The sequence below is a fragment of the Mesorhizobium sp. M7A.F.Ca.US.010.02.1.1 genome (genome assembly GCF_004023085.1).
Lineage (GTDB): Bacteria > Pseudomonadota > Alphaproteobacteria > Rhizobiales > Rhizobiaceae > Mesorhizobium.
Window position 1 is genome coordinate 84435 of the sequence record NZ_RZRV01000007.1, and the last position, 16501, is coordinate 100935.

General features: G+C 63.1%; 9 protein-coding genes. 8 read left to right on the forward strand and 1 reads right to left on the reverse strand.

Translation table 11 applies throughout. The features are described from left to right. Positions 1-92 precede the first annotated feature (92 nt). The 8 genes from EOA19_RS09835 (at position 93) to EOA19_RS09870 (ending at position 15626) form a co-directional block, all read left to right on the forward strand. Positions 93-2021, forward strand: a complete 1929-nt coding sequence (locus EOA19_RS09835; protein WP_128303435.1) for an autotransporter assembly complex family protein — start codon at positions 93-95, stop codon at positions 2019-2021. Positions 2022-2024: 3 nt separating this feature from the next. After that, positions 2025-8078 carry a translocation/assembly module TamB domain-containing protein gene (locus EOA19_RS09840; protein ID WP_128303436.1) on the forward strand — a complete coding sequence of 2018 codons (6054 nt, stop codon included), beginning with the start codon at positions 2025-2027 and terminating at the stop codon, positions 8076-8078. A 266-nt stretch (positions 8079-8344) separates the two neighbouring features. Further along, positions 8345-9997 (forward strand): ABC transporter substrate-binding protein, encoded by a 1653-nt coding sequence (locus tag EOA19_RS09845; protein ID WP_128303437.1) that lies wholly within the window; start codon positions 8345-8347, stop codon positions 9995-9997. A 228-nt stretch (positions 9998-10225) separates the two neighbouring features. Then, a complete protein-coding gene (locus EOA19_RS09850) occupies positions 10226-11260 on the forward strand; it encodes an ABC transporter permease (RefSeq protein WP_027035014.1) in 1035 nt (344 codons plus the stop codon). A 12-nt stretch (positions 11261-11272) separates the two neighbouring features. Further along, positions 11273-12430, forward strand: a complete 1158-nt coding sequence (locus EOA19_RS09855; protein ID WP_128303438.1) for an ABC transporter permease — start codon at positions 11273-11275, stop codon at positions 12428-12430. Between the two features lie 67 nt (positions 12431-12497). After that, positions 12498-14846: an ABC transporter ATP-binding protein gene (locus tag EOA19_RS09860; protein ID WP_128303439.1), complete on the forward strand. Its 2349-nt coding sequence runs from the start codon at positions 12498-12500 to the stop codon at positions 14844-14846. Positions 14847-14964: 118 nt separating this feature from the next. Beyond that, positions 14965-15192: a CopG family transcriptional regulator gene (locus EOA19_RS09865; protein ID WP_023813213.1), complete on the forward strand. Its 228-nt coding sequence runs from the start codon at positions 14965-14967 to the stop codon at positions 15190-15192. Then, the gene (locus tag EOA19_RS09870) at positions 15189-15626 is read left to right on the forward strand and encodes a TA system VapC family ribonuclease toxin (protein WP_023813212.1); all 438 of its coding nucleotides are present in this window, start codon (positions 15189-15191) and stop codon (positions 15624-15626) included. The genes EOA19_RS09865 and EOA19_RS09870 overlap by 4 nt, the downstream gene beginning before the upstream one ends. 87 nt (positions 15627-15713) lie before the next feature. On the opposite strand, the gene EOA19_RS09875 is transcribed toward EOA19_RS09870, so the two are convergent. Further along, on the reverse strand, positions 15714-16304 hold the full coding sequence (locus EOA19_RS09875) for a transglycosylase SLT domain-containing protein (RefSeq protein WP_023813211.1): 591 nt from the start codon (positions 16302-16304) through the stop codon (positions 15714-15716). Positions 16305-16501: the final 197 nt, after the last annotated feature.

The following is a 16501-nucleotide window of genomic DNA, read 5'->3' on the forward strand; positions in this document are numbered from 1 at the left end:
GCCCGCCCTATTTCAGACAATTGGATTGTGGCCCCTTTACGAGCGCTTCAGAACTTCATTCCAATTTTAGTTTTGTAATCTAGGTTGTCTTAATGCCGGAGCATGAAGAGCAGATGTCAGGAGGTCGCGCGCCAGGGCGTGCGCTTCCGCATGCCCTGCTGCTAGTCATGATGTGCTCGACCGTGCTGGTCGCCGAATCGCGCCCGGCGGCCGCTTTCGAGCTTTTCGGCATCAAGCTGTGGGGATCGTCCAGCGACGAGGATGCCGATATCGTCGATCCCCTGCGCTACGCCGTGACCATCAACGCCCCCGACGCCGACAAGGATCTGGTCAAGAAGCTCGAAAATGCCTCGGCGCTGAAGAGTGACGAGGAGCGTCCCGTTTCAGGCTCGCTCGGGCTGATGGCCAAGGCGCGCAGCGACCGCGAACAGCTTGTCGCCGCGCTTTATGCCGATGCCCGTTACGAAGGCGTCGTCACCGTCACCATAGACGGCAAGCCGCTCGACGATTTGCCGCCGGATGCCGAATTCAAGGGGCCGCAGCCGGTTCCCGTGGTCATTGACATTGCCACCGGGCCGAAATTCACCTTGGGCAATATCCACCTTGAGGGCGATGCGGCAGGGCTGATGAGCGCCGATTACGGCCTGATTTCAGGCGGCGATGCCGGATCCGGCGCTGTGCTCAAGGCTGAGGCCCTGATCGTGCGGGCGCTGAAGGAGGAGGGCAGGCCGCTGGCCAAGATAACGGCCCGGCAGATCGTCGCCGACCACGCTACTTCGACGCTCGACGTGACGCTGACGGTCGCCGCCGGGCCGGTCGCCGGCTATGGCGACACAACGGTGGAAGGCACCGAGAAGGTCGACCGTGACTTCACCGAATACATGACCGGCCTCAAGCGCGGCCGGCAATATTCGCCGCAAGAAATCGACGACGCGCGCGACCGGCTGCTGGCGCTCGAGGTCTTCAACAGCGTGACGTTCAAGGAAGCCGACACGCTCGATGCCGACCGCAACATTCCGATCGGCGTCCAGGTCAGCGAGCGCAAGCCACGCTATTTCGGCGTCGGCGGCACTTTTTCCAACACCGAGGGGCTGGGCCTTGAGGGCTATTGGGGCCACCGCAATTTGTTCGGCCGGGCCGAGAAGCTGCGCATCGAGGGCAAGATCAGCGGCATCGGCAGCAACGATCTCGGCGAGCTCAACTACAATGCCGGCATCATGTTCGAAAAGCCGGGCGTGATCGGGCCGGCATCGAAGTTCTTCGCCAGCGTCAAGACGGTGCTCGAACATCCTGACGCCTACGACCATTTCTCGGTCAAGGGCAGTACCGGGCTGTCCTACGAACTGACGAAGAAGCAGACGGTTTCGGCGGAAGTGGCGCTCGACTATTCCCGCATCCACGACGCTTTCGGCAAGCACAAATACCTGATCGCCAGCATTCCGCTGCAATATGTCTACGACAACCGGGACAACCGGCTGAACCCGACAAGCGGCTTCCGGGTGCTGGCCTATGCCGAGCCGAGCTACGACATTTTGAGCGGTGCGGCGTTCCTGAAGCTGAAGGGCGAAGGGTCGGCCTATCAGTCGCTGGATTCGGCTTCGAAGTTCGTCCTGGCCGAACGTGTCGCTATCGGTTCGATCGTCGGCACCAGCCTCGAACATGTGCCGGCCGACCGGCGCTTTTATTCCGGGGGCGGCGGTTCGGTGCGCGGCTATGCCTATCAGGGCATCGGACCCAAGGACTTCACCGGCCAGCCGATCGGCGGCCTGTCATTCTTCGAAACCTCGGTCGAGATGCGCATCGCCATCACCGACACGATCGGCATCGTGCCGTTCGTCGACGCCGGCACCGTGTCGACCAAGCCGGTCCCCGATTTCGCCGACGTCAAGGTCGGCGCCGGCGTCGGCCTGCGCTATGTCACGCCGTTCGGGCCGCTGCGCATCGATGCCGCCGTGCCGCTCAACCGCGATCCGGGTGACCCGCATTTCGGCATCTATGCCGGCATCGGACAGGCATTCTGAGCGATGAAAACAGTCTGGCGCATCCTCCGCATTGTTCTCTACACGCTGCTGATCGTGGTTGCGGGAGCGATCGGCGCGCTGGTCGTGCTGACCAAGACCGAGCGCGGCCGCGACAATCTCGCCGGCATCATTTCGCGGCTGGCTTCGAACGACGACCGCAAGATCACGGTCAGCGGCATAGACGGCGTCTGGTCCGGGGCGCTAAGCGTCGACCATGTCGTGCTGGAGGACCGCGAGGGCGCCTGGCTGGTGGCGCGCAAGGTGGCCGTCGACTGGTCGCCGCTGGCGCTGCTGTCGAAAAACTTCAGCGCCGACCGTATCGCTGCCGAGCGTATTGAGTTGGCGCGATTGCCGGTGGCCAGCACGCAGCCAGCGCCGAGCGGGGGCACGGCGACGCTGCCGGTTTCCATCGACATCAAGCAGATCGATCTGCCCGAGATCGCGCTTGGCCAGCAACTGGCCGGCAGCGGCATCGCAGAGCTTGCGGCCAAGGGATCGGTCAAGGCCGATGCCGCGCCACTGGCGGTCGAGACGGTGCTCAACATCACCCGCCATGACGGCAAGCAAGGTAATGTCGACGCCAAGATCCACTTTGCGCCGGCAGACAACAGGCTCGATCTCGACCTGAAGGCCTCGGAGCCGGCAGGCGGTATCATCGCCAACCTGCTCAAGCTGCCCGACACGCCGCCGGTCGACATAAATGTCTCGGGCACCGGGCCGCTCGCCAATTGGAACGGCATCGGCACGTTCTCGGTCGACGGCAAGATCGTCACCCAGCTGACGGGTCGCCACCAACTGACCGACAAGGGCAATCATATCGAGGCCAAGGGCGACGGCGATTTCGCCCGCTTCCTGCCTGAGAATCTCAAGCCGCTGTTTGCCGGCAAGACCAGTTTCGACATTGCCGGCACCGCCACATCGGCCGGTGGCGTCAGTGTCGACCGCGCCAACATCGACAGCGATGCGGTGCACGGCACCGCGACCGGCATTGTCGATCCTGCCGGCGCCAGCGACCTCTCGGTCGAACTCGCCGCCAAGGGTCCACCCGTGGTGATCAGCGTCGGCAGCAAGGCGCAGCCGATCACGCTGGCGATCAGCAATGCCACCGCCCGCGCCTTCGGCGACGGCAAGGCGCCGATCATCGACGTCGGCGCCTCCTTCGTCTCCATCGTCGCCGGCGGCACGCGGCTGGATGATCTGGCGGCCCAGATCCATTCCGACGGTTTTGACATCCAGAACCGCGCCGGGCCGGTCACCGTCAAGCTGGAGGCGGGCGGCCTCAACACCGACGTGGCGACGCTGGCGCCGCTGATCACCGGCAAGATCGATGTCGACCTGGCCGGGTCGGTCAGCAAGGACGCCATTGCCATCGACCAGGGCACGCTGCGTTCCGACGCGCTCAACGCTTCGCTGACCGCGACGGTGGCGCTTGCCGACCTGTCGATGCAGCTCAAGATGAACGCGGATGCCGTGGCGACGGCCTTTCCGCCGCAGATCGCCTCGGTGCTCGGCGCTAGGGTGAAATTCTCGGCGAGCGCGGCCCGCGACCCGCAAGGGTCTTTCGCCGCCAACTCGATCGAGTTCACGTCCGGCACGCTCAGCGCCGCCGGCACGGCCAGCATGCAAGGCACCGACATCCAGGCCGACATCAAGGGCAAACTGGGCGACGTTTCCGTGCTGTCGCCGACAGTCGGCGTGCCGGTTGCCGGTGGCGTCGATTTCGCGCTGTCGGCAAGTGGCGCCATGACGGCGCCGGATTTCACCGTTACCGCCGACAGCGACAGCCTGACGGCATCGGGCCGCACGGTGAAGAGCATCAAGCTGACGGCAAGCGGCAAGGCCGATATCACCAGTCCCGCCGCCAACGTATCGCTGACCGGCTCCGTCAACGACCAGCCGCTCGACATCAAGGCAGCGCTGGTGACGAGCGAAGGCAAGCGTTCGATCAACGGATTCCTGGTCTCGCTGGGCGACAACAAGGTCTCGGGCGATCTCGCGCTCGACGACAAATTCATGCCGCTCGGCACGCTGACGCTCGATGCACCCGCTATCGACCAGCTGGCCGCACTTGCCGGCCAGGCGATAACGGGCGACATCAACGGAACCATCCGCTTCGCCAAGGATGGCGACGCGCCCTCCGTTGCGATCGATGCGAAGAGCACATCGATCGCGCGCGGTGAGGTGACGGCCAAGGCCATCACCGTCAATGCGCTGATCGCCAATTATCTCAAGGCGCCTGCGATCGCGGGTACGATCAAGGCCGACAGCGTCACCTCCGGAACCACCGAAATCGGCGGCATCGGCGTCGACCTGAAGCGCGAAGGCGACTGGACTAATTTCACCGGCGGCGCCACCATAGCGGGCATTCCGGCAACCGCTGCCGGCCGGGTGAAGATCGCCGATGGCACGACCAGCGTCGAGATTGCCTCGGGCGAAGCCACTGTTCGCGGCATCAAGGCGGCAATCGCTCAGGCGTCGACAATGAGCATCGCCAACGGCACGACCAGCATCGAGAAACTGGCTCTCGATGTCGGCGGCGGTTCGGTGACGCTGTCGGGCACTGCCGGTCAGACGCTCGACCTTGCGGCGCAATTTTCGGCACTGCCCGCGGCGCTCGCCAATGAATTTTCGCCCGGCCTCGATGCTGTGGGCACGCTCAGCGGCACGGCTGGTGTGACCGGACCGCCAGCCGCTCCCGATGTCCGCTTCAATGCGCAACTGACCGGAATCGAAACCAGCCAGACCCGGCAGGCCGGGCTCGGGCTGCTCGCCGTCGATGCGGCCGGCAGCTACACCTTGGCCGGCGGCGTGATGCTCGATCAGGCGACGCTGACCGGCGACAAGATTTCCGGCAAGGCCGCCGGCACCCTCAACCCGAACGGCGCTAGCGATTTTGCGCTGGATCTCATATCATCCGGCCCCAGCCTGCCCCTGACTGTCGGCAGCGCCGAGAGTCCGGTCAAGATCGAGATCCAGTCGCTGTCGGCAAAGGTGGCGGGCGAGAGCACGCGGGCCCGCCTGGATATCTCCGCGATCCTGCCCTCGATCGTCACCAGTCCGGCGAGGGTGGAGGGGCTTGCCCTGGCGTTGCACTCGGATGCGTTCGATCTCAAGAACCGTGCAGGGCCGGTTTCCGGCACAGTGTCGGTGGACGAGGTCGGTCTCGACAATCCGGTGATCGCGCCGCTGATCGCCGGCAAGGTCACGGCAGCCGTCAGCGGCCGCCTGACGGCCGACCTGTTTGCCATCGACAGCGGCTCGCTCAAGAGCGATGCGTTGAACAGCCAGGTCGCCGGCCAGGTATCGCTGCGAGACGGTGCCATCGACCTCAATCTGAAGGCGGATGCCCCATCGTCGGCCTTGCCGGCGGCGGCGCGCGGCATGCTTGGCGAACGCGCTGAGATCAGCGCCACGCTGAAGCGCGATCCCAAGGGCAGCATCAACATAGGCGGATTGAAGTTGACCTCGGGTGCGCTGACTGCCGACGGGCAAGCCAGCCTTGCCGACAACAAGGTGGCCGCCGACATCAAGGGCGCGCTGAGCGACATCTCTCTGCTGTCGAAGGATGCCAAGGGCGCCATCGCCTTTGCGTTGAAGGCACAGGGGCCGGCCACCGCGCCGGACCTGTCACTGACGGTCGACAGCGACAGGCTGCTGGTGGCGGCGCGAGAGATCACCGGGTTGAAGCTGACCGCCACCGGCAAGGCCGATGCCGCCAATCCGGCAGCCAACGTGCAACTGACCGGCAATGTCGCCGGCCAGGCGCTGCAAGGCAGCGCGGTGCTGGCGACGGCTGACGGCAAGAGCGCCATCAACGGGCTGCTGCTGTCGCTCGGCAAGAACAGGATTTCAGGCGATCTGGCACTGGACGAGAAGTTCGTGCCGGTCGGCACCATCGCGCTCGACCTGCCTGATATCGGACCGCTGGCGGCACTGGCGCTGGAAAAGGCCGAAGGCGACGTACGCGGCACGATTGCCTTCTCGAAGAATGGCGCAGCACCCCAGGTCGCCATCAAGGCGGCGACAGCGTCGATTACGCGCGGCGACCTGCAGGCGAAAGCCGTCTCGATCGATGCGCTGGTCGCCAACTATCTGGCGGCGCCCGTGATCTCCGGAAAGATCCGCGCCGACACCGTCATTTCGGGCGGCACCGTGATCAGCGGCATCGATGTCGATTTGAAGCGCGACGGCGACTGGACCGGTTTTTCCGGCGGCGCCACAGTCAAGGGCATTCCGGCACAGGCTGCTGGCCGCGTGAAAGTGGCCAACGGCACGACGACCATCGAGCTTGCCTCCGGCCAGGCGACCGTCCAGGGCATCAAGGCGGCCATTGCCCAAGCCTCGACCGTCAGCATCGCCAATGGCACGACGACGCTGGACAGGCTGGTGCTCAACCTTGGGGGTGGCACGGCGACGGTGACCGGCAAGGTCGGCACGGCGCTCGACATCAACGCGACACTGGCGCGGGTGCCGATGTCGCTGGCCAACAGTTTCTCGCCGGGGCTCGACGCCGCCGGCTCGATTTCGGGCACGGTCAAGGTGACGGGCGCGCCGGCGAACCCTGCCATTGCCTTCAAGATCGACGCGGCCGGGGTGCAGACCTCGCAGACCCGAGGTGCTGGTGTCGGCGCGGTGAATATTTCCTCATCCGGCACCTTTGCCGCCAGCAAGCTGACCTTCAACGCCAATGTCAGCGGTGCAGCCGGCCTAGGTCTCAAGGGCGGCGGCACGGTGACGACGGCAGGCACGCCGACGCTGGCGCTCGATTTCAATGGAGCCGTGCCGTTCGGCCTGCTCAGCCAGAAGCTTGCCGCGCAGGGCCTGTCGCTGTCTGGAACCGCCAATGTCAACGTGCAGGTGCGCGGTCCCGCGACATCGCCCGCCATCGGTGGCAGCGTCAGCACCTCCGGTGCGCGCCTTGTCGATGCGCGCTCCGGCCTCGCCGTCAACGATCTCGCCGCCGATGTCACGATTGCCGGCGGCGTCGCCAGGATCAACCGGCTGACCGGAACGCTGTCGACGCGCGGCAGCCTGTCGGCCAGCGGCACGGTCGGCATCAACCCGGCGCAGGGTTTTCCGGCCGATTTGTCGATCAAGCTGGTCGACGGCCGCTATACGGACGGAAGGGTGGTGACCGCCAATCTCGGGGGCGACCTGACGATCAAGGGACCGCTGACCTCCGCACCGGTCATTGCCGGCACCGTGAATCTCGCCAAGACGGTGATCACGGTTCCGGACAAATTGCCGGGCTCGCTGGCGGCGCTCGACGTCAAGCACAAGAACGCGCCAGCTGCGGTCAAGGCACAGGACAAGGCGCTGCGGCCGCCGACGACCAGCGGCAAGGGCGGCGGTAGCGGCCTTGCGCTCGATGTCACGGTCAACGCCCCGAACCAGATCTTCATCCAGGGCAGGGGCGTCGATGCCGAACTTGGCGGCTCGCTCAGGCTGACCGGCCCGGCCTCGTCGCCGCAAGCGGTCGGCACCTTCACCTTGCAGCGCGGACGGCTGTCGATCCTCGGCAAGCGGCTGACCTTAACCGAAGGCACGGTCGGGTTTTCCGGCTCGCTGGTGCCCTATCTCAATTTGACGGCGACCACGACGACGACCAGCGCCACCGTCACCATCGTGGTGTCGGGCGAAGCGACCAATCCGAAGTTCACCTTCTCCTCGGTGCCGGCGCTGCCCGAGGACGAGGTGCTGGCGCAATTGATCTTCGGCCGCTCGATGTCGAACCTGTCGCCGCTGCAGATCGCCCAGTTAGCCGAGGCCGCCGGGCAACTGGCCGGCGTCGGCGGCTCGACGTCGCTTCTGGAAAACCTGCGCAGCGCCATTGGCGTCGACGATCTCGACGTCACCACCGACGACCAGGGCGGCACGGCGGTTTCGGCGGGCAAATACCTCAACGACCGCACCTATGTCACGATCCAGAAGGGCGACAAGCCGGGCTCGGGCAAGGCTACGATCGACCTCAATGTCGGGCGCGGCGTCAAGCTGCGCGGCGAGGCCAACGATGCCGGCGAAGCCAAGGGCGGCATCTTCTACGAGAAGGAATACTGATAATTCGGCAGGGCTTTTGGCCTCATGATGGATCGATTCTGGCGCTGTTCGGGCTGGAGTAAATGTCTCAGTTTAATCGACTATCGAGATTCCAGAAGAATCCATCGGACAGTAGCAAATTTGCGCCAAGACTGTCGTTATCACGCGAACCGCTCCCCTTTCAAAGTTGCACATTCCCTAACATGTTCTCAATCCACGCCGTCTTTGACATCATGGCCTGGATGCGGAATGTTAAAAGGCGGAAAGCCAACAATGGGAGTTAAGTCATGACAATTTATAAGAGTAATGGCGATCGCGTTCCGGATCACATCCTGGCCATGGCCGAAGAAGCCAAGGCAGGCAAGGTGGACCGCCGCGAATTCCTGGCCATGGCCAGCGTCTTCGGCGCATCGACGGCAATGGCTTACGGCTTGCTCGGGCTCGCCGATCCGACGCCGGCGAAGGCCGAAGAGGTAAAGGGCAAGAAGGGCGGCACGCTGAAGATCGCCCAGTGGATCAAGGATCCCAAGGACCCGCGCAAGGCCGACTGGTCGGAAATCGCCAATGCCGAGCGCCAGGCGCTCGAGCCGTTGGTCAAGTACACGTCCGAATACACGTTCCGCCCCTATCTGCTGGAAAGCTGGGACGTCAACGAGGATGCCACGCAGTACACGCTGCATGTGCGCAAGGGCGTCACCTGGTCGAATGGCGATGCCTTCACCGCCGCCGACGTCGTCTTCAACCTGAAGCGTTGGGCCGACAAGAAAGCCGAAGGCAATTCCATGCCAGGCCGTCTTGGCTCGCTGGTCAAGGACGACAAGCTCGACGAAAGCGCCGTGACCATGCCGGACGACCACACGGTCGTGCTGAAGCTCACCAAGCCGGACATCGCGCTGATTCCGAACATGTGCGACTATCCCGGCCTCATCGTCCACAAGACCTTCGACGAGAAGGGCGGCGACTTCAAGGCCTGCCCGATCGGCACCGGTCCGTTCGAACTCGTCTCCTACGATGTCGGTCAGAAGGTGGTCTACAAGCGCCGCACCGACGACAAGTGGTGGGATGGCGAAGTGTTCCTCGATGGCCTGGAATTCATCGACTACGGCACCGATCCGGCAGCCATGGTCAGCGCTTTCGAAGCCGGCGAAGTGCACACCAATTTCGAGACTTCGGCCGACTATGTGTCGATCCTCGACGGCATGGACCTGGTGAAGTCGGAGATCGTCACCGCGTCGACCATCGTCTGCCGCACCAACGTCAACAACAAGCCCTATGGCGACCAGAAGGTGCGCAACGCGCTGCAGCTTGCGGTCGACAACAATGTCGTCTTGCAGCTCGGCTACGGCAATGCCGGTTCGGTCGCCGAAAACCACCATGTCTGCTCGATCCATCCGGAATATTACGAGCTGCCCAAGGTTGCCCGTGATCCGGCCAAGGCAAAGGCGCTGATGGCGGAAGCCGGCCAGGCCGACTTCGAACACGAGCTGATCACTGTCGATGAAGACTGGCACAAGAACACCGGCGATGCGATCGCCGCCCAGCTGCGCGACGCCGGCATCAAGGTGAAGCGCACCGTTCTGCCGGGTTCGACGTTCTGGAACGACTGGACGAAGTATCCGCTGTCGATGACCAACTGGAACATGCGCCCGCTCGGCGTCCAGGTTCTGGCCATCGCCTATCGCACCGGCGAGGCCTGGAACGAGGCCGGCTGGTCGAATCCGGACTGGGATGCCAAGCTGAATGCGGCGCTCGCCGTTGCCGACGCCGCCAAGCGCAAGGAGATGATGAAGGAAATCGAGCAGATCCTGCAGGATTCCGGCATCATGATCCAGCCGTACTGGCGCAAGCTCTACAGCCACTCGGTCAAGGCGGTGCAGAATTACAAGATGCACCCGACCTTCGAGCGCGACTACGGCAAGATCTGGCTCGACCAGGCTTGATCGCACCGACATTGGGGGAAGAGGCTCGCTCCCTTCCCCCGCTCTTTGCATCGTCCGTCCCTGCTGGTCCGCACGTTCTCAAAAAAATTGCGGACTCGCGGGCAAGGCCATGCAACAAAAACAGGGTTGATCGCATCCGAAGGCCTGTTTGACAGCCAGCCCCGCCGGTTACGGCAGGGTTGGCTTTCATAGCCGGCTCAAACCCCAACCCATCGGCAGGGGGCCGCCATGCTTTCCTTCGTTATCAGGCGTCTTGGCACCATGGCATTGACGATGCTGTGCCTGACCATGGTCGTCTTCTTCCTGATCAACCTCGAACCCAATCTGAAGAAGCTGGCGATCAGCCAGACCGAAATGCATACGTCGGCCGAGCAGCTCGAGAGCTGGCTGGTCAACCATGGCTATCGGCAGAACTTCTTCGTCCGCTATGGGCAGTGGCTGGGCGTGGTGCCCAAGCAACCTGTGACAGACCCGGCGACCGGCAAGCCGGCGCAGCGTTTCTCCTTCTGCAACGATCCGCTCGTCCCGACCTTCGCCGGCGTTTTCCAGGGCGATTTCGGCTGCTCGACCAAGTTCAAGGCGACCGTCGCCTCAAAACTGTTTCCGGCACTCGGCGCTACGGGCATCCTGATGTTCTGGGTGCTGGTGGTGATGGTGCCGATCTCGCTGCTGATCGGCATTCTGGCCGGCATGCGCGAGGGGTCGCGAACCGACCGCGTGCTGTCGGTGGCATCGATCGCCTCGACGGCGACGCCTGAATATGTGTCGGGCGTCATTTTCACCGTCATCTTCGCCTCATGGCTAGGCTGGCTGAACGGCTCGGCGGCTTCGGCCAGCCAGGGCATCACCTTCTATAATTTCACTTTGCCGGTGATGACGCTGGCGATTTACGGCATCGGCTACATCGCCCGCATGACGCGTGCCTCGATGGTCGAAGTGATGACGCAGCAATATATCCGCACTGCCAGGTTGAAGGGTCTTTCCTTCGGCAGCGTCGTGGTCAAACATGCCTTGCGCAACGCGCTGATCGCACCGTTCACCGTCATCATGCTGCAGTTTCCCTGGCTGCTCACCGGCGTCGTCATCGTCGAGGTGATGTTTCGTTACCAGGGCTTCGGCTACACGCTGGTCGAGGCGGCCGGCAACAACGACATCGACCTTTTGCTCGGCTGCTCGCTGGTCTCGGTGTTCATCGTCTTGATCACGCAGCTCATTTCCGATGTCGGCTACGCGTTTCTCAATCCGCGTATCAGAGTCCAGTAGGGAGCGAAGCGGATGCCGGTTCAATACATCAGTGGCTTCACCGTCGTTCTCGAAGTGCTGTCGCGCTTCTGGCCGGTCTGGATCGCGCTCGTCATCGTCATGGGCGCGAGCTTCGCCTACAAGAAGAAGCTGGCGCTCTACGGCCAGCTGTTCGACAGCGGTGTCGGCATCGTCGGCGTCGGCATCTGCCTGTTCTGGCTGTTCACGGCAATCTTCGCCGCGACCGTTTCTCCCTTCGATCCGCTGGCCCAGATTCCCATCATGAAGGATGTGCTGCCGGGCGCCGTCGAACCGAAATCGGGACTGGCCTATCTGTTCGGTGGCGACAAGCTGGCACGCGACGTGTTTTCGCGCATGGTCTATGGCAGCCAGATCGTGCTGATCATCGCGCCGGCGGCAACCGGCTTCGCGCTGATGGTCGGCATCACGCTCGGCCTACCCGCCGGCTACTACGGCGGCAAGATCGACACCGTGCTGTCGTTCCTCGCCAATCTCGTGCTGGCCTTCCCTGTGATCCTGCTGTTTTATCTTTTGGTGACGCCGGGCATCATGGACACGCCGATCCCCTATGGCATGGCCGGCGTCTTCTTCCTGTTCCCGATCATCTTCTTCACGGTGCTGTTCTGGACGCGCTACAAGAACCGCCCCGACCGGCTCTACATCTTGCTCGGCATCACCTTGATCCTCGGCGGCTGGATCTATGCCGGCCTTGTCTTCGACGCCGATCCGCTGAAGATCGTGCACATCGATCCCAACCAGCTCAACATCTTCGTGGCGGTGGTGTTCGCGTCCAGCCCCGGCGTGTTCCGCATCGTGCGTGGCCTGGTGATGGACATCAAGACGCGTGACTATGTGGCGGCGGCGCAGACGCGCGGTGAATCGCCCTGGTACATCATGCTATGGGAGATCCTGCCCAATGCGCGCGGGCCACTGATCGTCGACGCCTGCCTGCGCATCGGCTACACCACGATCCTGCTCGGCACGCTCGGTTATTTCGGCCTTGGCCTGGCGCCGGAAAGTCCGGACTGGGGCACTGCGATCAAGGACGCCAGCCGCCTGCTGCGCTCCTTCATCCACCCGGCGTTGCCGCCGACGATCGCACTGATGTCGTTCGTGCTGGGCTTGAACCTGCTCGCCGACTCGCTGCGCGAACAATCGATGAAAGACTGATCTCGCGGGTTTCGACCCGATGCGCCTGATAGAAACAGGCCTAGAAGAACCAGGATTGGAGCGACCCATGAACGAGGCAGTTCGAAATCCCGCCACGCCAACCAATGGGCCGGCCAACGCGCCGATCATCGAGATCGAGAACCTGTCGATCTCCTTCTTCACCCGCAAGGGCGAGATCCCGGCGGTCATGGATTTTTCCTGCACCGTCATGCCCGGCGAGGCGATGGGCATCGTCGGCGAATCCGGCTGCGGCAAGTCGACCGTGTCGCTCGGCATCATGCGCGACCTCTCCAACATCGGGAAGATCGTCGGCGGCAAGATCAAGTTCCAGGGCAAGGACATGGGCGAGCTCTCCGACGAGGAGTTGCGCTCCATTCGCGGCAACAAGATCGCGATGATCTACCAGGAGCCGATGGCGAGCCTGAACCCGGCGATGAAGGTCGGCCAGCAATTGATGGAAGTGCCGCTGATCCACGACAAGGTGTCGAAGGAAGAGGCCCATAAACGCGCGCTTGACATGGTGCGCGCGGTCAAGCTGCCTGATCCCGAGCGCATGATGCGCTCCTATCCGCACCAGCTCTCGGGCGGCCAGCAGCAACGCATCGTCATTGCCATGGCGCTGCTGTCGAAGCCGGCGCTGCTTTTGCTCGACGAACCGACGACGGCGCTCGACGTGACGGTGGAGGCCGGCATTGTCGACCTGGTCAAGGGGCTCGGCGAGAAGTTCGGCACGTCGATGATTTTCGTGTCGCACAATCTCGGCCTGATCCTGGAAACCTGCGACCGCATCACGGTTATGTATTCGGGCGAAGCGGTCGAAACGGGCAAGATCAAGGACGTCTTCGACCGGATGCGCCACCCTTATACGCAAGGGCTGTTCCGCTCGATCCCGCTGCCCGGCGCCGACAAGAACTCGCGGCCGCTAATTTCGATCCCCGGCCAGCTACCGCTGCCGCACGAGCGGCCCAAGGGCTGCAATTTCGGCCCTCGCTGCCACCATTTCGTCGAGGGCGTCTGCAACGCCGCCGAAATCCCGATGATCGAGGTCGCGGGTCACGAAGGCCATTTCTCGCGCTGCGTGCGCTTCAACGAGATCGACTGGGAGGCGCTGCCGCCCGGCGCCAAAAAGGTCAATGAGCGCGTCGTGCCCGGCGCTCCGGTGCTCAAGATCGAGGATCTCAGAAAATACTACAGGGTGGGCGGCAGCGAGGTGTTCGGCTCGAGCGAGGGCCGCGTCGTCAAGGCCAATGAGACGATCTCGTTCATGGCGCGCGAATCCGAGACGGTTGCCATCGTCGGCGAATCCGGCTGCGGAAAGTCGACGCTGGCCAAGGTGCTGCTCGGGCTGGAGACGGCAAGTGCCGGCACGGTGACGCTGGGCAACAAGGAAATCCAGTCGACGGGCATCGAGAAGCGGAGTGTCGACACGGTGTCGTCGATCCAGATGGTGTTCCAGAACCCGTTCGACACGCTCAATCCCAGCCATTCGGTCGGTTCGCAGATCATCCGCACGCTGGAGAAGTTCAATGTCGGCAAGACGGTCGCCGACCGCCGCAAGCGCATGCTGGAGCTGCTCGACCTGGTGAAGCTGCCCAGGGCGTTCGAGACCCGCAAGCCGCGCCAGCTATCCGGCGGCCAGAAGCAGCGCATCGGCGTGGCGCGGGCCTTTGCCGGCGACGCCAAGGTGGTGGTGGCCGACGAGCCGGTCTCGGCACTCGACGTGTCGGTGCAGGCGGCGGTGACCGAGCTGCTGATGGACATCCAGCGCAAGAACAAGACGACAATGCTGTTCATCAGCCATGATCTGTCGGTCGTGCGCTACATCGCCGACCGCGTCGTGGTCATGTATCTCGGCTATATTGTCGAGCAAGGCACGACCGACCAGATCTTCGCGCCGCCCTACCATCCCTATACCGAGGCGCTGCTGTCGGCGATCCCGATCGCTGACACCAGCGTGGTCAAGCGGCACATCGTGCTGGAGGGCGACATTCCCTCGGCGATGAACCCACCGTCCGGCTGCCCGTTCCAGACCCGCTGCGGCTACAAGAAGCTGGTGCCTGACAATCTGTGCGAGACCAAGGTGCCACCGGTCAAGCATCTCGGCGGCGGCCATATGAGCCTGTGCTGGCTCTCCGACGACGTGCTGGCAACGATGGAGCCGGTGATCAAGTTCGACAAGGAGCACGCCGCGCACGAAGGCGTGCCGGATGACGCGCCGCATGGCGATGGCCCCGGTTTTGCCGGCACGCCACCGAAGCGTCCGCGCGGCAAGACGGGCAGCGCGGAAGCCGATGCAGCGAGGCAGGCCGGCGAGGAGACGGAAGCCGTTTCGAAAGCCCGCCGTCACGAGGTCCGCGACGAGGTTTCGGAAACCGGCGATACCCCAAAGCCGGGCGTTTCTAGGAAACCGAACTGACCGGCATCAGGCAATGCCATCAATTTCATATGCTGCGCAAAACATGCGTCCCTTGAGAATCTCAGTCTGTTGCTCTATGTGATGCGTGATGTTTGATGCTTGGAAAGGAGGACGAATTGTGAGAACGACACTTGCAATCGATGATGATGTCCTTCTTGCCGCCAAGGCTATGGCGCGGCAGCAGGATCGCAGCGTGGGAGAAGTCATTTCCGATCTGGTTCGCCGTTCGCTGCGTCGGCCGCAGGCGGGCGGTGAGCGCAACGGCATTCCCTTGCTTTCGTCGCGGCCCGGCGGGCCGATGGTCGATCTCGAAACGGTCAATGCGCTTCGCGACGAGCTGCCGTGACCTTCCTGCTCGACGTCAATGTGTTGATTGCGCTGATCGATCCGGCTCATGTCGCGCATGACGATGCCCATCGGTGGTTCGAATCCACCGGGCATCACTCATGGGCCACATGCCCCATCACCGAGAATGGCGTTATCAGGATCGTGGGCAACCCCAAATACCCCAACTCTCCTGGCTCCCCTGCCGTCGTCGCGCCGATCGTCGGCAAATTGCACGCACTTGCCGGACACCAGTTCTGGCCCGATGACATTAGCCTTGTCAGTTCCAGAGAGATCGACGCGGGCAAGATCCTGACTTCGACGCAAGTAACCGACAGTTATCTGCTGGCGCTGGCCAAGTCGCATGACGGCGAGTTGGCGACGTTCGACCGAAAGCTATCGACGACGGCGGTAAAATCAGGGAAGGCAATCCTTCATCTGATCCCAAGCAAATGAATCGCTGAGATCTTTTCTGCTCGAGGGGCGACATCGCTTTTCGCAGCGCCAAGTGATTTCACTTGGCTGCGTAATGCTCCGGCAAAGTCAGTTGCCGCACTCGCTCAGTTGCTGCGCATAGTCCCGCGCCATCTTGTCGGTGGCCCGGGCATAGCCCTGGACGCCGGCATCGCCCCGGTTGCCGCGGCCATAGGCGGTCCAGCCGAGATAGTAGGCCAGATAGAGGTTGTAGGTATCGTTGCGGGCAACGCCATACGTGTCCGCGGTCTTGGAATGATACCAGCCGACAAAGTCGACGGCGTCGGCGAATTTCGTCCGCCGTGCCGCCCAGTTGCCGGTTTCGCGCTGATATTGCGACCAGGTGCCGTCCAGCGCCTGCGAGAAGCCGGTGGCCGACGAGACATGCTTCCACGGAATGAAGCCGAGCAGCTTGGTGCGCGGCGGCCGTGCATTGCTCTTGAAACCGGATTCCTTGCGCACCGTCGCCATCAGCACGGGAACGGGGATGCCGTATTTCTGCTGGGCGCGCTCGGCGGCCGACTGCCAGTTGTCGAACCAGCCGTCATTCTGGTCGAAGACGGCACAGACATTGTTGATGTGGCTGGGCGGCGTGGCGCAGGCCGAAAGCGCCAGCAGCACGCAAACCGCACCAATTTTACTAAAACTCGAACTACGCATGGGCAGAGCAATAGGCCGAAATCATAAAGGGAATCTTGCGGCGTCCGTTAACGCTTCGCCGGCGCAGTCTCTCAAGGAAATCCAGTATCGATAATCCGACGCACTTCGTCGCTTTTTCTAAACAGACATTGCAGAAATGCCGCCGTGGCTAAAATCGCGCCCGCAGACGACGTATTTCTGACAGCTTGCCCGGTTTG